23 protein-coding genes are annotated in these 22,434 nt (G+C 68.0%); 8 read left to right on the top strand and 15 right to left on the bottom strand.

From position 1 onward, the window contains the following. Positions 1-65: 65 nt before the first annotated feature. From ACO1P8_RS24680 to ACO1P8_RS24670, 3 genes are all read left to right on the top strand, one after another. Positions 66-461 carry a carboxymuconolactone decarboxylase family protein gene (locus tag ACO1P8_RS24680; protein WP_094844905.1) on the top strand — a complete coding sequence of 132 codons (396 nt, stop codon included), beginning with the start codon at positions 66-68 and terminating at the stop codon, positions 459-461. An 88-nt stretch (positions 462-549) separates the two neighbouring features. Continuing rightward, the gene (locus tag ACO1P8_RS24675; RefSeq protein WP_486298473.1) at positions 550-945 is read left to right on the top strand and encodes a cupin domain-containing protein; all 396 of its coding nucleotides are present in this window, start codon (positions 550-552) and stop codon (positions 943-945) included. Between the two features lie 43 nt (positions 946-988). Next, a complete protein-coding gene (locus ACO1P8_RS24670; RefSeq protein WP_486298472.1) occupies positions 989-1,930 on the top strand; it encodes a LysR family transcriptional regulator in 942 nt (313 codons plus the stop codon). Positions 1,931-2,047: 117 nt separating this feature from the next. Here the strand turns inward: ACO1P8_RS24670 and ACO1P8_RS24665 are convergent, their stop codons facing one another. The 4 genes from ACO1P8_RS24665 to ACO1P8_RS24650 all read right to left on the bottom strand — a co-directional run bounded on the left by ACO1P8_RS24665 (position 2,048) and on the right by ACO1P8_RS24650 (position 6,622). Then, a complete protein-coding gene (locus tag ACO1P8_RS24665; RefSeq protein WP_486298471.1) occupies positions 2,048-2,959 on the bottom strand; it encodes an NAD(P)-dependent oxidoreductase in 912 nt (303 codons plus the stop codon). Between the two features lie 53 nt (positions 2,960-3,012). Further along, on the bottom strand, positions 3,013-3,987 hold the full coding sequence (locus ACO1P8_RS24660) for a Bug family tripartite tricarboxylate transporter substrate binding protein (protein WP_486298470.1): 975 nt from the start codon (positions 3,985-3,987) through the stop codon (positions 3,013-3,015). Between the two features lie 233 nt (positions 3,988-4,220). Then, positions 4,221-5,624, bottom strand: a complete 1,404-nt coding sequence (locus ACO1P8_RS24655) for an MmgE/PrpD family protein (RefSeq protein ID WP_486298469.1) — start codon at positions 5,622-5,624, stop codon at positions 4,221-4,223. A gap of 2 nt (positions 5,625-5,626) precedes the next feature. Then, complete coding sequence (locus ACO1P8_RS24650; RefSeq protein WP_486298468.1) at positions 5,627-6,622, bottom strand: Bug family tripartite tricarboxylate transporter substrate binding protein; 996 nt, start codon at positions 6,620-6,622, stop codon at positions 5,627-5,629. 143 nt (positions 6,623-6,765) lie between these two features. On the opposite strand from ACO1P8_RS24650, the gene ACO1P8_RS24645 reads away from it, so the two are divergent. Continuing rightward, a complete protein-coding gene (locus ACO1P8_RS24645) occupies positions 6,766-7,635 on the top strand; it encodes a LysR substrate-binding domain-containing protein (protein ID WP_486298467.1) in 870 nt (289 codons plus the stop codon). Between the two features lie 111 nt (positions 7,636-7,746). Here the strand turns inward: ACO1P8_RS24645 and ACO1P8_RS24640 are convergent, their stop codons facing one another. The 8 genes from ACO1P8_RS24640 to ACO1P8_RS24605 form a co-directional block, all read right to left on the bottom strand. After that, entirely contained in the window at positions 7,747-8,739 is a 993-nt protein-coding gene (locus ACO1P8_RS24640) for a Bug family tripartite tricarboxylate transporter substrate binding protein (RefSeq protein ID WP_486298466.1), read from the bottom strand. A 140-nt stretch (positions 8,740-8,879) separates the two neighbouring features. Then, entirely contained in the window at positions 8,880-9,815 is a 936-nt protein-coding gene (locus ACO1P8_RS24635) for an SMP-30/gluconolactonase/LRE family protein (protein WP_486298465.1), read from the bottom strand. A 55-nt stretch (positions 9,816-9,870) separates the two neighbouring features. Then, positions 9,871-10,839, bottom strand: coding sequence for a Bug family tripartite tricarboxylate transporter substrate binding protein (locus ACO1P8_RS24630; RefSeq protein WP_486298464.1), 969 nt, complete (start codon positions 10,837-10,839; stop codon positions 9,871-9,873). A 111-nt stretch (positions 10,840-10,950) separates the two neighbouring features. After that, positions 10,951-12,021: a cyclase family protein gene (locus tag ACO1P8_RS24625; protein WP_486298463.1), complete on the bottom strand. Its 1,071-nt coding sequence runs from the start codon at positions 12,019-12,021 to the stop codon at positions 10,951-10,953. Between the two features lie 15 nt (positions 12,022-12,036). Further along, on the bottom strand, positions 12,037-12,996 hold the full coding sequence (locus tag ACO1P8_RS24620) for a hydroxyacid dehydrogenase (RefSeq protein ID WP_486298462.1): 960 nt from the start codon (positions 12,994-12,996) through the stop codon (positions 12,037-12,039). Next, the gene (locus ACO1P8_RS24615; protein ID WP_486298461.1) at positions 12,993-13,676 is read right to left on the bottom strand and encodes an RraA family protein; all 684 of its coding nucleotides are present in this window, start codon (positions 13,674-13,676) and stop codon (positions 12,993-12,995) included. Before ACO1P8_RS24615 ends, ACO1P8_RS24620 begins: the two co-directional genes overlap by 4 nt. A 56-nt stretch (positions 13,677-13,732) precedes the next feature. Continuing rightward, positions 13,733-14,746, bottom strand: a complete 1,014-nt coding sequence (locus ACO1P8_RS24610) for a Bug family tripartite tricarboxylate transporter substrate binding protein (RefSeq protein ID WP_486298460.1) — start codon at positions 14,744-14,746, stop codon at positions 13,733-13,735. A gap of 13 nt (positions 14,747-14,759) precedes the next feature. Beyond that, positions 14,760-15,731 (bottom strand): Bug family tripartite tricarboxylate transporter substrate binding protein, encoded by a 972-nt coding sequence (locus ACO1P8_RS24605; protein ID WP_486298459.1) that lies wholly within the window; start codon positions 15,729-15,731, stop codon positions 14,760-14,762. Positions 15,732-15,826: 95 nt separating this feature from the next. Between ACO1P8_RS24605 and ACO1P8_RS24600 the strand changes: the two genes are divergently transcribed. Further along, complete coding sequence (locus ACO1P8_RS24600) at positions 15,827-16,573, top strand: IclR family transcriptional regulator (RefSeq protein WP_486298458.1); 747 nt, start codon at positions 15,827-15,829, stop codon at positions 16,571-16,573. A gap of 236 nt (positions 16,574-16,809) precedes the next feature. Here ACO1P8_RS24600 and ACO1P8_RS24595 read toward each other — a convergent pair whose 3' ends face one another. The 3 genes from ACO1P8_RS24595 to ACO1P8_RS24585 form a co-directional block, all read right to left on the bottom strand. Beyond that, positions 16,810-18,150, bottom strand: coding sequence for a type II toxin-antitoxin system HipA family toxin (locus ACO1P8_RS24595; protein WP_486298457.1), 1,341 nt, complete (start codon positions 18,148-18,150; stop codon positions 16,810-16,812). A gap of 1 nt (position 18,151) precedes the next feature. After that, a complete protein-coding gene (locus ACO1P8_RS24590; RefSeq protein ID WP_094844316.1) occupies positions 18,152-18,403 on the bottom strand; it encodes a helix-turn-helix domain-containing protein in 252 nt (83 codons plus the stop codon). Between the two features lie 116 nt (positions 18,404-18,519). Next, positions 18,520-19,383, bottom strand: a complete 864-nt coding sequence (locus ACO1P8_RS24585) for an IclR family transcriptional regulator (protein ID WP_486298456.1) — start codon at positions 19,381-19,383, stop codon at positions 18,520-18,522. Positions 19,384-19,583: 200 nt separating this feature from the next. Between ACO1P8_RS24585 and ACO1P8_RS24580 the strand changes: the two genes are divergently transcribed. The 3 genes from ACO1P8_RS24580 to ACO1P8_RS24570 all read left to right on the top strand — a co-directional run bounded on the left by ACO1P8_RS24580 (position 19,584) and on the right by ACO1P8_RS24570 (position 22,426). Beyond that, positions 19,584-20,648: an ABC transporter ATP-binding protein gene (locus ACO1P8_RS24580; RefSeq protein ID WP_486298455.1), complete on the top strand. Its 1,065-nt coding sequence runs from the start codon at positions 19,584-19,586 to the stop codon at positions 20,646-20,648. Continuing rightward, complete coding sequence (locus ACO1P8_RS24575) at positions 20,645-21,541, top strand: ABC transporter permease (protein ID WP_486298454.1); 897 nt, start codon at positions 20,645-20,647, stop codon at positions 21,539-21,541. The genes ACO1P8_RS24580 and ACO1P8_RS24575 overlap by 4 nt, the downstream gene beginning before the upstream one ends. A gap of 90 nt (positions 21,542-21,631) precedes the next feature. Next, on the top strand, positions 21,632-22,426 hold the full coding sequence (locus tag ACO1P8_RS24570) for an ABC transporter permease (protein ID WP_486298453.1): 795 nt from the start codon (positions 21,632-21,634) through the stop codon (positions 22,424-22,426). The last annotated feature ends 8 nt before the right edge of the window (positions 22,427-22,434 follow it).

The following is a 22,434-nucleotide window of genomic DNA, read 5'->3' as shown; positions in this document are numbered from 1 at the left end:
CCGGTGCCGTTGCGCGGGGCATGCGGCAGCGGCACCGGGCCGCGCCGATCGAAAAGGAACCAGCGATGGCAAACGACGAGCTCTTCCAGAAAGGCTTCCAGAACCGCAAGGACGTACTGGGCGCCGCCCATGTCGAAAAATCCTGGAATGCGGCCGACGACTTCAATCGGCCCATGCAAAAGCTGGTGACCGAATACTGCTGGGGCGAGATCTGGGGCGATGAAACCCTGCCATTCAAGACGCGCAGTCTTCTTAACCTGGGCATGCTCACGGCGATGAGCCAGCACCACGAGCTGGCCTCGCATGTGAAGGGCGCGTTGCGCAACGGCTGCACGCGGGAAGAGGTACGCGCGGTGCTGATGCAGGCGGCCGTGTATTGCGGCGTGCCGCTGGCGCTGGCGGCCTTCCGCGTGGCCAGCGAGGCCATCGCGGCCTACGAAGCGGAAGCCGCGCGCGCTTAGGACGCGCGGGGCGTCATCATCCTTACTTACCGCGGGCGGCCCCCCGGGCGGCGTGCGGTTCCAACAGGCAATGCACAGGAGGCAGGCAATGAAGGTATTTCACGGCAGGGTGTCAGGCGTTCCTTCCGAACAGCGCGGCGCGACGTTTACCGGCGTGGTGTGGGCGGATCCGGTGATGCCGACGATGGACAACGTCGGCATCAACAATGTGTTTTTCTCTCCGGGCGCCCGCACCCATTGGCACACCCATGAGTACGGGCAGGTGCTGCATGTGACGGCGGGCCAGGGCTGGATTTGCCTGGACGGGCAGGAACCGCAGCTGATCCGCCAGGGCGACGTGGTGTGGATAGGGCCGAACGAACGGCACTGGCACGGCGCGGCGTCGGACACGTACATGATCCACATGGCGACGTCGATGGGCAAGGCGACCTGGCAGGAAGCGGTCACGGACGGGCAGTATCCGACGCAGCGCGCCGCGGCCTGACGCCGCCGCCGCTGCCGCATTCTTCATCGGGGCGGACGGCGCGATGGAACTACGACAGCTGGAAATGTTCATCGGCATCGCGGATGCCGGCGCGTATTCCCGGGCGGCCATGCGCCTGTCCATCAGCCAGCCCATCCTGAGCCGGCGCGTCAAGGCGCTGGAGCAGGAACTGGGCGTGGCGCTGTTTCACCGCACCGGACGCGGCGTGTTGCTGACCGAGGCCGGCACGCTGCTGGCGCAATATGCGCGCGGTATCGTCGAAAGCACGCGCAGCGCCGTCAGCGCGGTCAAGGCTTCCGGCGCGGTGCCGGGCGGGCCGGTGGTGATCGGGATGCCGGCGTCGATATCGGCCGTGCTGTCGGTACCGCTGATCCAGGCTTTCCGCCGCGCCGTGCCGGGCGTTGCGCTGAAGTTCATGGAGGGCTATAGCGGCCATGTGCTGGAATGGCTGAGCAACGGCCTGACGGACATCTCCATCCTGTACGACGCGCCGCGGCTGAACATCCCCTCGCTAAGGGCAGAATCCCTGCTGACCGACGAGCTGTTCCTGCTTGGCCCGCGCGACGACCCGGCGGGCGTCGGCGCGGGGCCGGTGCAGGCCGCGCGTTTGAGCTGCCTGCCCATGATCCTGCCCGGCCGGCCGCACGGCGTGCGCGTGCTGGTCGACGAGGCGCTGGCGGCGCTGGGGCTGGAACCGAATGTCGAAATGGAAGTCGACGCCATGCATTCCATGCTGCAACTGGTGGAAAGCGGATTGGGCTATGCCGTGCTGTCCTATTCCTGCGTGGCGCCGCAGATCGCGCAGGGCCGCATGCGCATCTGGCGCATCGCCCGGCCCGGGATTACGCGATCCCTGCTGATCGCCGCGTCGACCCAGCGGCCCTCCACCAAGGCCGTGCGCATCCTGCGCACGATCCTGCGGCGGCAGATCCAGGACATGATCGCGCGCGGAAACTGGGCGCCGGATCCCGCGGTGCTGTCCTGAAAGTGGCGGCCGTGCAATCTCGCCCTGCGTACTGGGCCTGCGGCCGGTAGCCGGCACGCCGACCCGGCCGGCGGCCCCGCTTCAAAGCTTGCGCCAACGCGCAAACGCACGGCCGCGTCAGCCCTTGCCCTCGCCGCGCTGGCGGATCTCCACGCCGGCGATCGTTTCGACCATCCTGGCGATGTGCGTGAAGTCGGCGTCCTCGCCGCACATCGCATGCGTCATGACCAGCATCTCGCGCACCGCGGAGCCCACCACCATCGGGACACCGATGGCCTCGGCCTCGTCCACGCACAGGCGCACGTCCTTGTAGGCCAGCCGTGCGGCGAAGCCGATGTCGAAGGTGCCGGTCAGTACCGCGCGCGGGAACTTGTCCTGGCTGGCGGTATTGCGTCCCGAACCGGAGTTGATAACGTCCAGCATGGTCTTGGGATCGAGCCCGGCTTTCACGCCCATCGCCATGGCTTCGGAAGTGATCGCGACCGCGGCGGCCGACATCAGGTTGTTGGCCAGCTTCATGCTCTGGCCCATGCCGGCCTCGCCGCCAAGGTAGAACACCGGCCCGAAGTGCTTGAGTACCGGCTGCAGTGCATCGTAGTCCGCGCGCGGGCAGGCGGCCATGACGGCCAGCGTGCCGGCGCGCGCGCCGCCCACGCCGCCGCTGACGGGCGCGTCCACATACAGAATGTCGCGCGCGGCAAGCGCGCGGCTGACTTCCCGCGCGGTGCGCGGGCCGATGGTGGACAGGTCCACCACGCGCTTGACGCGGCTGCCCGCCATCAGGCCGTCCCGGTCAGTGGCGACGCGCTGCACGATCTCCGGCGTCGGCAGGCTCAGGAAGATCGTCGTGGCCTGGTCGGCGACCTCACGAGTGCCGGCGCAGGCCGTCGCGCCCTTGCCCGCAAGGGCCTGGACCGCCGCGGCATTGGTGTCGTACACCGCCAGGCCGTGGCCGGCGTCCAGCAGCCGCCCCGCCATGGGGCCGCCCATATTGCCCAGGCCGATGAATCCGTAAGTCTCCGATTGCATGTTCGCTCCTCGTAAAGCGTCGTGTGGGAAATACTGCGCGCGCGGGGCGCGGCCTATTGCTGCGGCGTCAGGCCGATCTGCTTGGCCAGCGAGGCCACTTCCCGGGTGTCCTTGGCCAGCAGCGCGGAAAACGGCGCCGGCCCACGTTCGGCCTGGCCGGGCCGGGTGGCCGCGAGCTGGTCGATGCGGTTCCTGAATTCCGGGCTGTCGATGGTCCTGGAGAGCGCCGCGGCCAGCTTATCCACCACCGGCTTGGGCGTATTGCGGGGCGCCACCACGCCGTTCCATATCGCCAGGTTGAACGCCGGCAGTCCGCCTTCCGCGAAGGTGGGAACGTCCGGCATCTGCGCCAGGCGCTGCGGCGCCGAGACCGCGATGGCGCGGATGCGCTTGTCCTTGTGCAGCGGCATCATGGTGACGGTCTGGTCGATGACGGCATCGATGGTGCCCGCCATCAGATCGGCGATCGCCGGTCCCGAACCGCGATACTGGATCAGCTCGCCCTGGGTTTTGGAGATGTGCAGGAACAGGCCTTCCGCGAGATGGGCAGTGGTGCCGGGTCCGCCCGAGCCGAAATTCAGCTTGGGGCCGCCCGAGCGCATGCGCTTGAGCATCTCCGGCAGGCTCGTGATGCCGCTCTTGTTGCTGACGGAAAGCACCATGGGCACGGTCGCCACGGTGCCGATGGGCGAGAGGTCGCGCACCGGGTCGACCCGTGCGGAGGGATACAGCAGGGGGATGATGGCCAGCGACATGTTGCTGAACATCAGGGTGTAGCCGTCGGGATCGGATTTCATCAAGCGCTGGTAGCCGATCAGGCCGCCCGCGCCGGTCGTGTTTTCCACGACCACCGATTGGCCCAGCTCGGTGGTCAGTCCGCTGGCGATCTGGCGCGCCAGCGTATCCAGCGTGCCGCCGGGTGCCACCGCGACCAGCATAACGATGGGGCGGGAAGGGAAGTTGTCGGCGGCCGCGGCCGGCGCGGCCAGTGCCAGGGCGGCGGCACACCCGATAAGGAATCGCAACATGTCTGTCTCCTCGGTGTTGTCGGCAGGGCGGGCCTGCCTTCTTCGGGTGGGGACTGCCCCACCCTCTTTTGCGGACGGGCCTGCCTGCCGCTATCGGAGGCGGCCCGCCGTGACGCGCGCCGGGCCGCGGTCGCGGACCCATGCGCATGTGAGGCAATACTAGTCACGCCGCGCGGCACGACACGCCACGCCGGCGGCATAGCAGAATGCATGTTTTCGGCATAACGACCTTGTCACCGCAGCATGAGGCCGGCGGCCAGCCGGGCGACATCGTCCAGATGGTCCAGGCCGCGGATCAGCGACAGGGTATGCGCGACCTGTGCGTCCTCCAGCCCGGCGCGCGGCGCCAGCTGGCGGTACTTGGCTTCGACGTCGGCCCATGCGATGCCGCGCGAGCCCGCGCCGCGCGGCGAGCGGCAGGTCGCGCGATGGATGGCGCCATCGTCCATGTGGATGGCAATGCTGCCGCCGTGCCGGTGAGGGAAGCGGTCCGGCAGCGGTGGCGGCTCGCTGGCGTATCGCACCTTGTCCTGCAGCGCCGCGATGCGGGGATCGCCCATCTTGTCCGCGGTCAGGTTGTCCCAGCCGAAGCCGCGGTCGACGACGGACGCGGCCACGAAGTAGGCCACGCTGTGCGCGGCCTCCACCAGGTTGCGGGGATGCGGCGCGCCGCCGAAGCTGGTGTGCTGCACGCCGGCCGATACGACGATGCATGCGATGCGCGACGGGTCGATGTCGTGCTCGCGCGCGGCGGTGGCTGCCGCTTCGGCCACCGCATGAAAGGGATGGGCGCCCGGCATCAGCTTGATCGCCATGTCGGTGACGATGTCCCAGGACGCGCCCAGGTCGCGCACGATGTCCTCGACGGCCTGGCCGCCCATGGCCTGCAGGAACCCGCGCGGCGCTTCCAGGATGGCGGGATCGCCCAGGAATCCGGCGCGCGCCGCCTGCGCGGCCTGGATGCCGGCCATCGCGGCCAGGCCCGCGTGGTATTCCCGCGAACAGCTGGTATCGGCCGCCAGCGCCATGCCGCCGATGGAGGTCGCGGCCAGGGCGATGGCGTGGGTCATCGCCGCCTCGTCCAGGCGCAGCAGGCGGCCGGCGGCCACCGCCGCGCCGAACACCGTCGACACGGATCCATGGAAGCCGCGCTGCATGCGGCCGGGGGTCAGCGATTCGTCGATGCGGCCGGCAACCTCGTAGCCCAGCACCATGGCCGCCAGTACCTCGCGACCCGGGCGGTTCAGCCATTCGGCAAGGGCCAGCGCGGTCGTGCTGACGATGGTGCCGATATGGGCGATGCTGCGCAGGTCGCTGTCGTCGGAGGCGGCGGCGTCGCTGGCCACGGCATTGACGCGCGCCGCGCGGGCGACGGGCAGCCGCGCGCCGTGGAACCATAGCGTCGCCTGCGGCGCGCCGCCGTCGTCGATCTCCAGGCCGCGCAGGATCGCCGCCGACTCGATGCGGTACCCCATCGAAGCGCTGGCGATGGTGCTGGCCAGGCTCATCTTGGCATGCTCCAGCGCCAATGGCGGGATCGCGGACAGCGGGGTGTGGACGGCGTGCGCGGCCAGGATTTGCGCGACGGTGCGCGTGTCCGCCGCACGGATGCCGTTCGCGCCATCTCGGGCATGCATCGTCATTGCGTGCCCCCGCGCAAGGACTTGAGGACGGGCAGCCATTTCTCCAGATCGCGCCCGATCAGGGCCGTGAAATCCGCGGACGGTGCCAAGGGCGTCGGCGCCACGTCATAGCCCTGTTCCGTCAGCCTGGTCCGCAGGGCGGGTTGCCGCATGACCGCATCCAGCTCCTTGTGCAGCCGCGCCACGCGATCCGCGGGCACGCCGGCGGGCGCGATGATGCCGAACCACAGGGTGACTTCGTAGCCCTTCAGGCCGCTTTCGTCGAGCGAGGGCACGCCGGGCAGCAAGGGCGACCGCCCCCGGCTGGTGACGGCCAGCGGCTTGAGCTTGCCACCACGGATCAAACCGATGGCGGCAGGGATGTTGTACAGCCCCAGGTCGACTTCCTTGCTCATGACGGCGACCAGCCCCTGCGGCGCGCCGGTGTAGGCCACATGCATGAGAGGCTTGCCCAGGGACTGGCCCAGCACCACGCCGGCAATGTGATGGCTGGTCCCCACGCCGCTGGACGAGAAGCTGAACTTGTTGGCGGGCGCGGCCTTGATGGCCTGCATCAATTCCGCGACCGAGGCGTAGGGCGAACCGGGCGCGACGACGAGGACGTTGGCCACATCGGCCAGCACGGCGATGGGCGTGAAGTCCTTGACGGAGTCATAGCCGGGTTTGTCGTACAGGGCCTGGTTGGTGATCAGCGTGCCCTGCGCGGCCAGCCCGATGGTGTAGCCGTCGGCGGCGGCGCGGGCGATGTCCACCGTGCCTATCGTCCCGCCCGCGCCGGCCTTGTTCTCGACGACCACCGCCTGGCCCAGCTGGCCGGCCAGCTGCGTGGCGACGGCGCGCGAGAGCGTGTCCGCCGCGCTGCCGGCGGCAAACGGCACGATCATTTTCAGCGGACGCGAGGGATAGTCGTCGCGGGCGTGCGCCGGCGCGGCACCCAGCAATAACGCCATGGCCGCGGCTGTTGCGGCGCGGCGAAAGATTGCGATACGCATGATGTCTCCTCCTGGATGTTCCCGATACACCGCCGGGTCCTGTATGTTGAGAATTCTTGTTGTCCCGGATCACGACTATAGGAGGCGGTCCGGCGAGCGTCATGCGAATTTCTTTGGCGATCGTTGAGGATCATTCACGCATCATGCATAAGTTGCGCAATATCCTGGGACCGCTGCGCGTCCTGGACGCGGTCAATCGCGCCGGCGGCGTGGCGCGCGCGGCCCAGACCCTGCACGTCACGCCCGGCGCCGTCAGCCACCAGATCCGCGCCCTGGAGGCGGCGCTGGATACCCGCCTGTGCCGCAAGGAAGGGCGCGAGGCCGTGCTGACGCCCAGCGGCATGCAGCTGGCGTCGCGCGTGGCGGAGCTGTTCGATCGTGTAGAGGAAGCGGTACACGAGGCGACGTCCCTGGGCCGCGCGCGCCGCGTCCGGCTGAAGGTGATTCCCAGCTTCGCGATCAAATGGCTGATGCCTCGCATGGCGGGTTTCTATGCCTCGCATGGGGATATCGACCTGGAAGTCGCGACGGTCGCCCGGGCGGACGACGTGGGCTTGGGCGACGCGGATTTCGTGGTGCGGCGCGGCCACGGCAAGTGGCCGGCCGTTCACGCACAAGCGCTATTCGACGACGTGCTGGCGCTGGCCTGCGCGCCGTCGCTGGCGGCGGAGATCCGCCACCCGCGCGACGTGCTGGAGCACAAACTGCTGCACTCGATGATCGCGCCGGTCAGCTGGGATGCGTGGCTGGCTCAGGCCGGATTGCCGTCGGCCGGGGCGCGGCTGGTGCCCCTGGCCAATGCCGCGCTTTGCCTGCAGGCGGCAGTGCAGGGTGCGGGCATCGCCCTGACGCAGCAGGCTTATATGCGGGATGAGCTGGCCCGCGGGATGCTGGTGCAGCCGCTGGATATCGCCTTGCGCAGCGGCGAAGGCTATTTCCTGGTGAGCGCGCCCGGCACGCTGGACATAAAGCCGTGCGCCGAATTCGCGGCCTGGGTGGCGTCGGTGGCGTGAGGCGGCCGGGGCATCCTGCGTCCCGCGTCGAAAAGCGTTGCTTCACGCCTGCCGCGCGGCCCTATCCGATGCCGCCCATGCCGGCGCCACGGCGCCGGCAAGCCGCCGCGTTCAATCCAGGTGGATATTGCCCTTGCGGATGACCTCCGCCCACTTGGCGTCTTCCTTCTTCAGGTAATCCGCGAACTCGGCCGGCGTCGAACCGACCGGCTGCACGCCCAGGTCCTTGAAGCGCTTTTGCACATCGTCCTCGGCCAGCGTCTGCACCAGGGCGTCGCGCAGCTTGGTCGCGATCGCATCGGGTACGCCGGCCGGCAGGAACACGCCGTTCCATTCGTACACTTCGTAGCCGGGGATCACGGTCTCGGCAACGGTGGGGACGTCCGGCAGGCGCGGCGAGCGCTGCGGCGAGGAGATCGCCAGGGCGCGCAAGCGGCCGGCTTCGACCAGCGGCGAGGAAGCCGCCACCGTGCTGAACATGAAGTCCACCTGGCCGGTCATGACGTCGGTGATCGCCGGGCCGCCGCTCTTGTAGGGAACATGGACCATGTCCAGGCCCAGCTTCTGGCGGAACAATTCCGCCGCCAGGCGCTGGACCGTACCGCTGCCGCCGGAGGCGAAATTGATCTTGCCGGGGTGGGCCTTGGCCTGCGCGATCAGGCCCTGTACATCCTTGTAGGGCGAATCCGCTTTGACGATCAGGATGTTGGGCGCCAGGGACACCAGCGACAAGGGTTTCAGCGCGTCGCTGGCATACGGCATCCGGGGGAACAGATGCGGGTTGATCGAATACGGCGTGGCATCGTAAAGCATGGTGTAGCCGTCCGGCGCCGCCTTGGCGGCGTAGGCCGCGCCGATGGTACCGCTGGCGCCCGGCCGGTTCTCGACCACGATGCTGGTACCCAGCCTGACGGCCATTTTCTGGGCCAGCAGGCGGGCGAGCGCATCGGCCGAGCCCCCTGGCGCGTAGGAAACGACGATCGTGATCGGATGGTCGGGGAATTCCGCGTGAGCGGCCGCCGCGCCCGTCAGGGCCAGCGTGGCAGCCAGGACGCGCGCCGCGCGCCGGAAGAATGAGGGCCGAACGGCCGTTGCTGCGGACATGGATGTCTCCTTCAAGTGATGGCTACGGTCCCCGCGGGAACCGGTGTTTTATGGGGCGCGGTGCCGCGTCCCGATGTGCGATGCGTGCCTGCCGTCGGAACGCATCGCCGAATGCGTGCTGCTTCTAGCGTTAACAGGCCCTAGCGGCCGGGTCCTGCCGTTTGCAGGCGGTAAAGCGGCACGCCGGGCTGCGGCGCGCGGGTCGTGAGAATGGAGCCGGAGACCGATTCCGTGCAGAAAACCGTGCGCCGGTCCGGCCCGCCGAAGGCGATGTTGGTGGTCGACATCCCCTTGGGACTGCGCCAGATCGTGATGGGCTCGGCGCGGGGATTGAGCAGCCAGACATAGCCCAGGCCGGGATTGCAGACCAGCAGGTTGCCTTCGGCGTCCACGGCCAGCCCGTCGGGGCCGCTGGGCCCGTAGGACGTAAAGAACTGGCTGACCTTGCTGACGCTGCCGTCGGCCATCAGGGGAACGCGCCAGACGCAATTGCCGCGCGTGACGGCCAGATACAGCACACGGCCGTCCGGCGACAGGGCCACGCCGTTGGGGCTGGGCACGTTGTCCAGCAGCAGGTCGAGCTGGCCGTTGGCGCGCAGGCGATACAGGCGTCCGTTCGGATCGTGCAGGCCGCTCTGGCCCTGGTCCGTGAAGTACAGATTGCCGTCGCGGTCGAATACCAGGTCGTTCACGCCCCGGAAGCGCTCGCTGTTGCGGCGCTCCAGGTACGGCGTTACGGCGCCGGTCCCGACGTCCAGCAGCATTAGCCCGTTCTTGTAGTCGGTGATCAGCAGGTGGCCGGCGTCCAGGAACTTCATGCCGTTCGGCTCGCCGTCGTATTCGGCCACCAGCGTCCAGGCGCCGGCCGGATCGACGCGGAAGACGCGTCCCCAGGGGATATCGGTCACATAGAGATTGCCGGCATCGTCGAAGACCGGTCCTTCCAGGAAGGAGTCCGTTATCGCGCCGCCGCGATTGGCGTCGGCCCAGGCGCTGCGCGCCGGCTTGCGATACGTCTCGGGCATGGCGGACCAGACATCGAAGTCGACGACGGCCGGCGGATGGGTCAGGAACATCGAAGGTTCTCCTTCATTCTGGAATCGGCGCGGAATAGCGGCCCGGCGGGCAGAACTATTCGGCCTTCAGGCCCAGTTCCTTCGCGAGGGCGGTGTATTCATCGATCTCGTGCGCCATTTGCGCCTGAAACGCATCGCCGCAGGTGTGCCGCGGCTGCATGCCCAGCGCGTCCAGGCTTTTGGCCGTGCCGGCCGCGCCGGAATAGGCCGCCGCCACCTGCTCCAGCCGCTCGCGTGCGTCGGCGGGAATGCCGGCCGGCGCCAGGACACCGTACCAGGCGTCGGCCGCGAATCCATGGACGCCCGCCTGCTCGAAAGTCGGCACGTCCGGCAGTTGCGGCAGGCGCTGCGGTGCCGCTACCGCCAGCGCGGTGAGCTTGCCGGATTGCACTTGCGGCAGGACCGAACCCAGGGTCGCGAACGAGCTGTCGACCTGGCCGCCCATCAGGTCGGAGATCGCCTGCGCGGCGCCCTTGTACGGGATATGGTTCATCGAAGTGCCCGTCAGCTTCAGGAACTGCGCGGTCACGAAATGGCCGGAACTGCCGGTGCCCGGCGTCGCATAGGTATGCTTGCCCGGTTCGGCCTTCAGCCGGGCCATGAAATCGCCCAGGGTCTTCGCCGCCATGGAAGGGCCGACGACCAGCACGGTGGGGCTGACCGCGACGGTGCAGATCGGCGTGAACGAGCGCAAGGCATCGAACCTGACGCGGCTGCTGTATAGAGCGGGGATCATCGTGTGATTGGTGGCGCCGAACAGCAGCGTATAGCCGTCGGCCGGTGCCTTGGCGACGGCTTCGGCGGCCAGGATGGTGTTGGCCCCCGGTTTGTTCTCCACCACGAAGGATTGGCCGAGCGCCTGCGCGGCGTACGACGCGAAGCTGCGCGCGACCACGTCGGTCGGGCCGCCGGGAGAGAAGCCGACGATGATGCGGACCGGGCGGTCCGGATACGCGGCATGCGCCGCGGCGGCCGAAGCGGCCAGGACGATGGCCGCCGCCAGGCGGGCACGGAATCGGGTCATGATGTCTCCTCGGGATCGCGCCGGTGGCCGGGCTCTGCATTGCCCGGTCTTTCGGGGCGGGATCCGTCTTGTCGTTGAACAGCTTGCGGTCGAATCGTCTTCGGTAAGGCGCTACACGGTCGCGATGGGCGTGGCGGGCGATCCGACGGCGCCCGGCAGCCGCAGCGGCGGCGCGGTCAGAAGGAAGCGGCTGCGGCCGTGTGTCCGCAGCCAGCGAGCCAGCGGCGTCAGCCACCAAAGCTCGCCCAGATGGATGCCGTTCTTGAACAGGCAGTGCTCGTGCAAGGGCAGGCGCGGTCCACGCAGCGGCTGGCCCGGCCCGCCGAACTTGACCGGCTGGACCAATTCCACGGCGGGGTTGTCGGAGATCAGGCACGCCAGCCGCGTATCGACGATCCACTGCAGCAGCCGTTCGTCGTGGCCGTCCAGTCCGCTGCCGGTCGCGCGCAGATGCGCGACGTCGGGCTTGCCGCGCATCGACACCAGCATGTCGCCGAAGCCGGTATGCAGGCAGACCATGTCGCCGGGCTCGACGACGATGCCGTCCGCGTCCATCATGCGCATCAGCGCGTCATACCCCACGGCGCGCCGCTCGCGGCCCACGTGATGTTCCAGGTCGATCAACACCGCGCGCCCCTGCGCGCCATGTTCGGCCAGGTTCTCGATGCCCAGGGCGCGCGCCCGAGGTCCGGGGAAGCGCGCCCAATCCGCCACCGCCTTGGGGTCTTCCGGCGCCGCCTGCAAGTCTTCGCCGGCACGAAAGCCGTTGTAGAAGACGGCCTCGGCGACCCCATCGCCATCGGCATCGAAACGGCTGCCCATATGCGCCAGGCTGTCCCACTGCGTGGAGTACTGCGTGTTCATCAGCAGCACGTCGTCGCACACCACGTCGGTCAGCGCGGGGTCCTCGCTGGAGTAGGACCAGCAATAGCCCTGGACACCGGCGCTCTTGCCGTCGCGCAGGGTGGCATAGCGGCGCGGCGGCAGCCGGCGCGGATTCAGCGCCATGCCGCCGGGCAGATCCAGGGGTAGGGACAGGCAGAAGGTCAGTCCTTCGCGTACTTCGGCGATACCCTGCATCACCTTGGCGCGATCTACCAGATTCATCCGGCCGCGCTGGTCATCGTCGCCGAATTCTCCCCAACTGCTGCCGGGTGGCGCGTGCTTCCATCGTTTGCCCATGGCCTTGCTCCCGTATCAATCGCGCGGCGTCGACTGCCGCAGCACGGCCAGCGCGTTTTCGGCGGCGGCCACGCCCATCTTCACGTAGGCTTCGCGCGTGACGCCGCCGATGTGGGGACTGAGGATGATGTTGGGCTCGGTCTGGAAGGGATGGCCGGCCCCCATGGGTTCGCTGGCGAAGCTGTCCAGGCCCGCGGCCTTGACCTGGCCGCCGCGCACCGCGCGCAGCAGCGCGTCCTCGTCGATCAGTCCGCCGCGCGCGGTGTTGACGATCACCACCCCCGGCTTGCATTGCGCCAGGGTGCGTTCGTTGAGCAGGCCGCGGTTGTCTTCCGTCAGGGGGCAGTGCAGCGAGATCGCATCCGACTCGCGCCAGATCGCCTCCAGGCTCACGCTTTCGATGTAGTCGGGCAGGTCGCGGGCATAGGGGTCGAAGCCGATGACCCGCATGTCCATGCTGGCCGCCATCCGCGCCATGCGGCGGCCGATGGCGCCCAGTCCGACCAGGCCCAGCGTCTTGCCGGCCAGTTCGGTGCTCTTGTGCGTGGCCTTGTCCCAGTGGCCGGCGTGCATGCGGCAGTCCAGCGCCACCACCGATTTGACGCAGGCCAGCAGCAGCGCGATGGCCTGTTCGGCGACGGCCGCCGCATTGGCGCCCGCCGCCGCGACCACCGCGATGCCGCGCGCCTGCGCGGCTGCCTTGTCGATCGTGTCGGTGCCGCTGCCGTGCTTGGATATCACCTTCAGCGACGGCGCCGCCTGCATGGCGGCCGCGCCTACCTTGCTGTAGCGCACGATGATCGCGACCGGATCGTGTTCGCGGCACAACGCTACGATGTCTTCTTCGCTGGGGGTCTTGCCGGCGTAGACGACGTCATACGCTTCCAGCAGTGCCAGCGCCTGCGGCGCCAGATCGGCCGCGGTGACCAGGATCGCCGGACGGCCCGATCGTTGCGCGGATGATGCCTGGGTCACAGCGTTTCTCCTTCCTTCAAAACGCCCGCTGCGCGCAGGGCCGAGCCCAGCCACTTGGCCGCGGTGTCGCCGCCCTTGATCGCCGCGATGCGCGCGGCCTCGTCCTTGACCTTCTTGTCGGCGGCCGGCAGCAGGCCTTCGATCTTGTCGCGTTCGACCACCACCACGCCGTCGTTGTCGCCGATGATGAAGTCCCCCGGATGCACCGTCACGCCGCCCACCGTCACGGGGTGGCCAATGCGCCCGCCGATATTCTTGGTCGGTCCGTTGGGGTTGGTGCCGGCGGCGAATACCGGGTAATCCATTTCGATGATTTCGAGGCTGTCGCGCGCGGCGCCGTCCATGACCACGCCGGCCAGTCCCAGTTGCTTGCAGGCGGTCATCATGATGGTGCCCATCAACGCGGAGCTCAGATCTCCCTTGCCGTCGATGACCAGCACATCGCCGGGTCGCGCCAGCGAGATCGCCGCGTGGATCATCAGGTTGTCGCCCGGCCGGACTTCCACCGTGAACGCGGGGCCGGCCAGTTTCATGGAGGGATGCAGCGGGCGGATGCGGCCGTGCAGGGCGCCCCGGCGTCCGGCCACGTCGGCCAGAATGGCGGGCTGGAAGCGTGCGGCCTGCGCGACGATGTTTGCCGGAACGCGCGGGAAGTCCTTGACGATATCGGGAGTGCTCATGGTGATTCCTGTTGCATGGGAGCGGGTGCGGGACCCTGGTGGTTGTGCGAGGGAGCTCAGGCCTTGATGTGCGCCTCGCGAATCAGCCGGCCCCACTTCTCGTAGTCGGCGCGGCGCAGCGCGTCGAGCTGTTGCGGTGTGCCGCCGGCGAGGGTGATGCCCAGCTTGTCGGCCAGCTCGGCCACGCCGGGGCTGCGCAGGGCCTGGCCTATCGCGTGGTTCAGGCGGTCGATGACCGCGGCCGGTGTGCCGGCCGGGGCGAACACGGCCTGCCACTGTTCGACGACGAAATCCTTGAACCCTTCTTCGGTCATCGTGGGCGTGTCCGGCAGGGCGGGCAGCCGCGCGGCCGAGGTCACGGCCAACGCGCGCAAGGCGCCGCTTTTGACGTGCGGCAGCGCGGCGGCGGCCGGCGCGAACATGAACTGGACCTGTCCGCCCAGCGTGTCCTGCAGTGCCGGCGTGTCGCCCTTGTAGGGAACGTGCAGGAATTTCGCGCCGCTTTGCCGCTGCAGCAGTTCGCCCTGCATTTGCAGGATGGTGCCCGTGCCGCCGGATGCGAACGCCAGTTTCCCGGGCGCGGCCAGGGCCGCCTTGACCAGGTCCTTGACGGACGTATAAGGCTCGCGGGCACCGACGACCAGGATGTGCGGGATGGTGCCGATGGTGATGACCGGCGCGAAGGACGCGATCGGGTCATAGGGCAGCTTGCCCATGATGTGCGGCGCGATGGCCTGGGGGCCGATGGACGTACCCAGCAGCGTGTATCCGTCGGGCGCGGCACGCGCGACCAGCGCGGCGCCGATGGTGCCGGTGGCGCCCGGCTTGTTCTCCACGATGACGTTGGTGGCCAACAGCCCATCCAATTGCTGGGTGATGCTGCGGCCCAATACGTCCGTGCTGCCACCCGGGGGATAGGGTACGACCCAGGTGATGGGCTTGCCGCCGGGCCATGGCGCGGCGGCGGCCGCGGTACGGGAAATCGTGGCGGCGCCGGCGGCCAGCATCGCGCTACCGGCAAGAAAGCGCCGGCGGGTCGGCCGCGCGCAGTTCGATAGTGTTTTTTTCATGGTGTCTCCCGGTTCAATCGATGTGCGCGCCGGATTCCCTGACGATCTGCCCCCAGCGGATGCGGTCGTCATGGATCAGCTTGCCGAAAGCGCCCGGTGTGCTGGTGCGTACGGCGGCGCCCTGTGCCTGGAAGAGCTTGCGTGTCGACGGCGCGTCCAGGGCCTGCACCAGGACCTTGTTCAGGGTGGCAACGACGTCGGCGGGCAGGCCGGCGGGCCCAGCCAGTCCGAACCAGGTCACCGCGTCGAAGTTTTTGAAGCCGGATTCCGCGAAGGTGGGGACTTCGGGCAGGTCGTCGCTGCGCTTGGCGGACGTCACTGCCAGCGCGCGCATCGCACCGCTGCGGATGTGGCCGATCAGCGTCGGCACGGAGGACATGTACATATCGATCTGTCCGCCGATAAGGTCGGTGGCCCCTTGCGCCGCCCCCTTGTAGGGGATGTGCGTCAGCTGGATGCCGGCGGCCTTCTGGAACATCTCGGTGGCCAGGTGGGCCACGGTGCCGTTGCCGGACGTGGCCACATCGATCGAACCCGGCTTGGACCTGGACGCGGCCACCACATCGGCCAGGGTCCTGTAGGGCGATTTCGTGGCGACGACCAGCACCAGAGGCGCTTCCGCCACCAGCCCGATCGGCGTCAGGTCCTTTTCCGGGTCGTAGGGAAGCTTCGAATACAGGGTGGGATTGATGGCCAGATTGCTGGTCTGGCCGATGACGAGCGTATAGCCGTCGGGCGCCGACTTCGCGACCTGGTCCACGCCCAGGTTGCCGCCCGCGCCGGGGCGGTTTTCGATCACGAAGTTCCAGCCGTTCATCTTGCCCATCTCGCTGGCGACCTGGCGCGCCAGCGCGTCCGTGCCGCCGCCCGGCGGGAAGGGCACGATCAGGCGGATGGGTTTGTCGGGATAGGCCAGGGCGGCCGTGGCGTGCAAGGCGCAGGCGCCCACGGCAAGGGCGGCGATGGCATGGCGCAGGAATCTCATCGTTGTCTCCATATGTTTTTATCGAATGCGCGCATTGTGGTCCCGTGTTCCACACAATACAATGCCATTTCGTGCATTGAGACATGTTGCGCAGAATGAACGATATGGAAAATGTTCCGGGCCCCGCGGAGGCGGACGGATCCGCCGAGGACGGCGTAGTGGCGGTGCGCCGCGCGATGCGCATCCTGGAGGCCTTCGGCGTCGAAGACGCCTATCTATCGCTGGCGGAGCTCAGCCGCCGGACCGGTTGCCACCGCTCCACGGTGCTGCGGCTGGCGCGTACCCTGGCGATGGACGATTACCTGGCGCAGCGGCCGGACGGTAACTGGCGCCTGGCGCGGGCGGCGGGATGGCTGGGCGCCTGTTATCAGGCGACGTTCAATGTGCTGGAAGTGGTCCAGCCGGTGCTGCGCGAACTATCGGCGGCCACCGGCGAAAGCGCCACGTTCTATGTGCGGGAAGGCAAGCAGCGGATCTGCGTGGCGCGTGTGGAAGGCCCCCGCTCGATACGCCATCACGTGCGCGTGGGCGCGGCCCTGCCGCTTGAACTGGGCAGCCCGGGGCGCGTGTTGCTGGCGTTTTCGGGCGAGCCCGGCGAACCCTACGAATCGGTGCGGCGGGCCGGCTACATGATGTCCCTTGGGGAGCGGGACCCGGAGGTCTCCAGCATCTCCGCGCCCGTCTACGGGATCAACTGGAGCCTGGTCGGCGCGATTTGCATCTCCGGTCCGCTGTCGCGCCTGACCGGGGAGGTGTTGCTCGGACACAAGGAACACATTCTGTCGGCCGCCAGCCGCCTGTCCCGGGCGATGGTCGGCGTGCGCCAGGGGCAGCCGCGCTAGGGCCTGTTAACGCTAGAAGGAGCCTCGCATGAGTACGCAAACCGGTGGATGGCAAGGCACGAAGCGCTGTCGTGGTGGCGCCACGGCGAGCATTCGTAACGCGGCCAGTGCGAGGCTCCTTCTAGCGTTAACAGGCCCTAGGCGTTTGCGCACAAGCGGGTCGTCGCGCCGGGATCGCTCGCGGGTGGATTGCAGCGCCGCGCGGCCGGTCTATGTCTCCGGCGCCGAGGGGGATTTCAGCGCGCCTCGTCCTCTTGCTGTGCGAGCTTGTCCCGCTGCGCGCGCAGGCCCGCGAAAATGGATGCTGCGACGTGGTGCGGGAAACGCGGCGGCAGCATCGCCGCGGCCGCATCGATGGCCGGTTCGGTGGCGTCGATGAGTTCCCGGATGAGCGTGTCGACGGTTTGCCTGTCCAGGCCGATCTCTGCCGCATGCGAGTACCAATGCCGTCGGCGGATGTCGGCGATGCGGTAATGCAGGCCGCTCGCGCCCTTCACGCCCATTGCCATTTTGGCGCGCTGCGGCGCGAGTTGCGCGCGCTTGCCGCCGATGATGGGATGTGCCGAAAGGATGTCGTACAGCGGCGTCGCGTGATATCGGCCGCCTGCCAGCAGCGCGATGCTGAAGTTCTTGGCATGGCCGTCGGTGGCCGCGAGCATCCAGAAGAAGATCTGTGCCTTGTAGAAATCGCGCACGTCGCGCTCGCGTTGGGAATTACCCAGTACCTTGCCGATGATGTCGGTGATGCCGGGGCCGCCATCGGCCTGGTATTTCCGCAGCGGCGATACGCCCAGCGCCTGGCACATGTCTTCCTGCGGCAGGCGCACGATCGCGCCGGTGTCGGTGAAACGGCGGTCGAAGCGTTCGACGACCAGCGCCTTCTGGTCTTCGAAATGGGCGATGTCGCAGTGCGCGACGGCCAGGCCATGGGCCGCCGCCAGCCTGGAGCACAGCCATTCGTTTTCCACGGAGGTGTGCATGTCCGCCTGCATGGCGCCGACCAGGCCCATCGGCAGTTTCAGGATGTGGGTGGTGGGCGTGCTGCCGCGCGGACGCAGCCAGCGTCCCTGATGACGGAGCAGCGCGGTTTTCTCCTGCGCGCCGGCGATGGACAGGCGCAGGTCCGCCGTGCGGTCGTCGTGGCCCAGGGGCGTGCCGCTGACGGCGGATCTCAGGATGGCGGCAATGTCGGCGTCGGTAAGCGGGTCGGCTTCGATATGGTCCAGCCCGGTCGGAACGTCATCGGGCGGCAGCAGTTGTATGGCGCCCACGCAATCCCGGCCCAGCACGGCCAGCAGATCGAAAGGGGCGGTGCTGTTCGCGCGATGATGCTGAGCCAGCCTGCGCCGTATCGTGTCGCTGTCCGGCAGCAGATTGTCGAAGAAGTCATGGACGACCGGACCCTTGTAAGGGGCGTTGTCGTAGCGGAAAGGCAAGGACAGCGACAGCGGCCGGCCGGCCGGATGCTCGATCCACGCGGGGTCGTACGCGAGCGAGGTTTCCCCGGCTTCGTTCGCCCATCGGCCGACCCGTGAGCCGTTCATCCAGATATCCAGCTGGTGCGTGCGCCGGGCCATCTCACCACTCCAGCCTGGATGCGGCGGGATCTTCCTGATCGATGGGCCGCAAGGCCAGTTCGACCCGCAGCAGCTGGAGGATCCGGTATATCCGTTCGAAGCTGGCCTTCGCGGGGGCGGCTTCCAGCTTGGCGTAGCTCTGCTGGCTGATGCCCAGGCGGGCGGCCAGCTGGGCCTGGGTCAGGCCCCGGGATTTGCGGAAGCCCTGCAGCACGGGGCGCAGCTGTTGCAGGGTTCGGACGGGGTAATCCACGGCGGGTCTCCACGCGGGAAGTCATGCAACAGTCTATAGGCTGTATTCCCGGAAAACAACTTTCAGGTAGTATTTTCGGTTAACAACCTATCGGCTGTAATCGAGAAAAACAACCTTCAGGGTGTGACCAGCGGTTCGTCCCGGTTGCCCGCGCCCAGGAAGTGGCTGGGACGGCGCAGGGCGGGGTCGAAGGGATTGATCTGCGCGCCGATCGCGCGCGCTTCCTTGTGCAGCATTTCGACGATCAGCGGCAGTCGCTCGCCGCTCAGGCGTTCCTGCGGGGCGGCGACGCTGAGCGCCGCGATCGTGTCGCCGTTGCGGTCCTCGATGGGAACGGAAAGCCCGGCGATACCGGGGTAAAGCCCCGGTCCGTCGCTGTACGCGTAGCGGGATTCCAGGCATTGCTTGATGCGGACCCGCATCGAGATCTCGTCGATGAAGCCCAGGTGATGCAGGCGCGGGATATTGAAGCGGATGACTTCCTCGCGTTCGGCGGCGGGCAGGCTGGCCAGCAGGACCAGCCCGGCCTGGCCCAGGCCCAGCGGCACCCGGCCGCCGATGTCGCCGGTGTGCGAGCGGACCGGGAAGGGGCCATCGATGCGGTCCAGGCAGATGGCGTCGAAGCCCTGGCGCACCAGGATGAAGATCGTGTCGCTGAGCATGCCGCACAGGCGCAGCATGGACGGCCGGTAGATCTCGCGCAGGTTGGAGCGGTAGCGGCCGGCGGCCGATCCCAGGGCATAGAAGGCGACGCTCAACTGGTAGGCCTTGCTGCCGGCCGGCTGTTCCACCGCATCTTCCTGGATCAGCGCCTGCAGCACCCGGTGCGCGGTGGCGGGCGCCAGCCCCGTCCGTTTGGCGATATCGGTCAGGCGCAGCGGCTCTCCCTTGGCGTCGGCCAGGGCGCGCAGCACGGTGAAGGCCCGTTGCAACACCCCCGGCCCATTCGAGTCGTTTTCCGGTACTTCAGATGCGGCCATTCTGGATTCCATCCAATTGGATAAAACAGTCGACGACAGACATCATAATTCTACTACTCGGAATAAAACAAACAAATCATCAGTCCTACGGAAAAACCCCATTGACCCGCGTTCCCGCGCACTCCTAGACTGCCGTTGCGTTGAACGGGCGGGCCTCCCAGGCCGGGCGGCCACCCATCACGGAAACGGCAGGGTGCGGCATGTCATTTCTTCGCCTGGAAAAGCTATCCAAGGACTACGGCGATCTGCGCGTGGTGCGGGATCTCGACCTGTCCGTGGAGCAGGGGGAGTTCGTTTCCCTGCTCGGGCCGTCGGGCTGCGGCAAGACGACCACGCTGCAGATGATCGCCGGCTTCGCCGATGTGACGCGCGGCCGGGTCGTCCTGGACGGCCGCGACATCACGCATGCGGCGCCGAACACGCGAGGCCTGGGCATCGTGTTCCAGACCTATGCCTTGTTTCCCCATCTGACGGTACGGGACAACGTCGACTTCGGACTGGCCATGCGCAAGGTGGGCCGCGCCGAACGGCGCGACCGCACGCGCGAGGCACTGGCGCTGGTGAAACTGGACCAGCACGGCGACCGCTATCCGCGCGAATTGTCCGGCGGCCAGCGCCAGCGCGTGGCCCTGGCGCGCGCGCTGGTGATACGGCCGCCGGTGCTGCTGCTGGACGAACCGCTGTCCAACCTGGATGCCAAGCTGCGCGAGGACATGCAGTTCGAACTGCGCGCCATCCAGCGCAAGACCGGCACCACTACGCTGATGGTGACGCACGACCAGGCCGAGGCGCTTTCGATCAGCGATCGCGTCGTCGTCATGCAGGAGGGGCGCGCCACACAGATCGACCGGCCGTACCGCATGTACGAGCATCCCGGCAGCGAGTTCATCTCGCGATTCGTCGGCAAGACCAATCTGCTGCCGGGCACCGTGACGCGCGCCGGCGAGCGCGCCGAGGTGCGCAGCGGCGAACTGAGCCTGGACGTGGACGGGCAGGGCCTGAGCCTGGGCGATGCCGTGCGCGTCTGCCTGCGTCCGGAAAAACTGCGGTCCGTGGCCCTCGGGCAGGGCAGGCTGACCGGCACGGTCGCCACGCGCTACTTCCTGGGCAGCCAATGGATGTACGAGCTGGATACGCCGCTGGGCGTGCTGACGATGCTCACCCCCAATGACGGCCGCGCGCCGCATGGCGACGGCGACCGCACCGGCGTGGACTGGCAAGCCGACGTCGCGCGGGTACTGCCGGCGCTGGAGGCGGCCGCATGAGCGCCCCCGGCCTGGACGTTTCCCGCGCGGCGGCATCCACGCCGCGCCGCAGGATGGACGGACTGCCGGCCGTCCTTGGCGCCATGCCGATCGGCGTGGTGTTCCTGGCGCTGGTCCTGACGCCGTTGGGCCTGACCTTCGTCTTGACCTTCCGTCCCTTCGACTACAACACCGGCATACAGCCGGGCATGACGCTGCACCATTACGCCACGGTGCTGAGCGACCCGTATTTCCTGGGCATCTTCTGGCGCACGCTATGGATATCGGTGCTGACCACCGCGATCTGCGTGGCCGTAGGCGTACCCGAGGCCTACATCCTGAGCCGCATGCGCGCGCCCTGGCGTTCGATTTTCCTGCTGGCGGTCCTGTCGCCGCTGCTGATATCGCTGGTCGTGCGCGCCTTCGGCTGGAGCATGCTGCTGGGCCCCGCGGGCCCGCTGGGGCAGGTCGCCCAGGCGCTGGGATTGGGATCGCTGCTGTACACACCCACCGCCATCGTGATCGGCCTGGTGCACATCATGCTGCCCTTCATGATCATCCCGGTGTGGACGTCGCTGCAGAAGCTCGATCCCTCGGTGGAGCACGCCGCCTATTCGCTCAATGCCTCGCGCCTGCAGACCCTGCTGCGCGTGGTGTTGCCCCAATGCATGCCGGGCGTGCTGTCCGGCAGCCTGATCGTCTTCGGCCTGAGCGCCAGTTCCTTCGCCATCCCCGCGCTGCTGGGCGGGCGGCGGCTGAAGATGGTCGCCACGATCGTGTACGACGAATTCCTGACCGAATTGAACTGGCCGCTGGGCGCCACGCTGGCGATCCTGCTGCTGGTGGCCAACGTCATCATCATGATGGCCTACAACCGCGTCATCGAGCGGTCGTATCGCCGCAGCCTGGGATAGCAGACCGCATGCGCACGCAAACCATCGGACGTCGACGCGGGGCAGGCCGTCATTCCCGCGCCAGGTTCCATCCCCGGGAGTCCGGCGGACATGCTTAAGAACGGCCCTCTCGCGCTCGCCTTCAATGCTCTGGTGGTGGCCTTCGTGCTGGCGCCCCTGGTGGTCGTTTGCCTGGTGGCTTTTACGCCGGCCTCGACCTTGAGCATTCCCACCCATGAATTTTCGCTGCGCTGGTTCCGCGCCCTGTTCGCGCACGCCGATTTCATGCAGTCCTTCCGCAACAGCCTGCTGCTGGCAACGCTGTCGGCCACGCTGGCGGTATGCCTGGCGCTGCCGGCGGCCAGCGCCATCACGCGCTACCGCTTTCCCGGCCGCGACGCGCTGAACGGCCTGCTGCTGTCGCCGCTGATGATCCCGCACCTGGTGCTGGGCGTCGCGCTGATGCGCTTCTTCGCCCTGATCGGCAGCAGCGGCAGTTTCTCCTGGCTGGTGGCCAGCCACGTCGTGATCGTCACGCCCTACGTGCTGCGCCTGCTGGTGGGCTCGCTCACGGGCTTCGACCGCTCCATCGAGCACGCGGCGCTCTCGCTCAACGCCAATCGCGCGACGGTCTTCTTCAAAATCACCTTGCCGCTGATCGTGCCGGGCGTCTTCGGCGGCTGGCTGCTTGCCTTCATCAATAGCTTCGACGAGCTGACGATGTCGGTGTTCATCACCGCGCCATCCACCGTGACGTTGCCGGTGCGCATGTATATGTATGCGACCGAATCCATCGATCCCATGATGGCGGCCGTATCCGCGACGGTCATCGCCCTGACGGCCGTCGCCATGCTGCTGCTGGACCGCATATACGGCCTGGACCGCGTTCTGGTGGGACAGCGATGACGGCCGCC

The organism is Bordetella sp., from assembly GCF_057362025.1.
The sequence above is the reverse complement of the archived record's forward strand: the minus strand, read 5'-3'. Positions and strand labels throughout refer to the sequence as shown.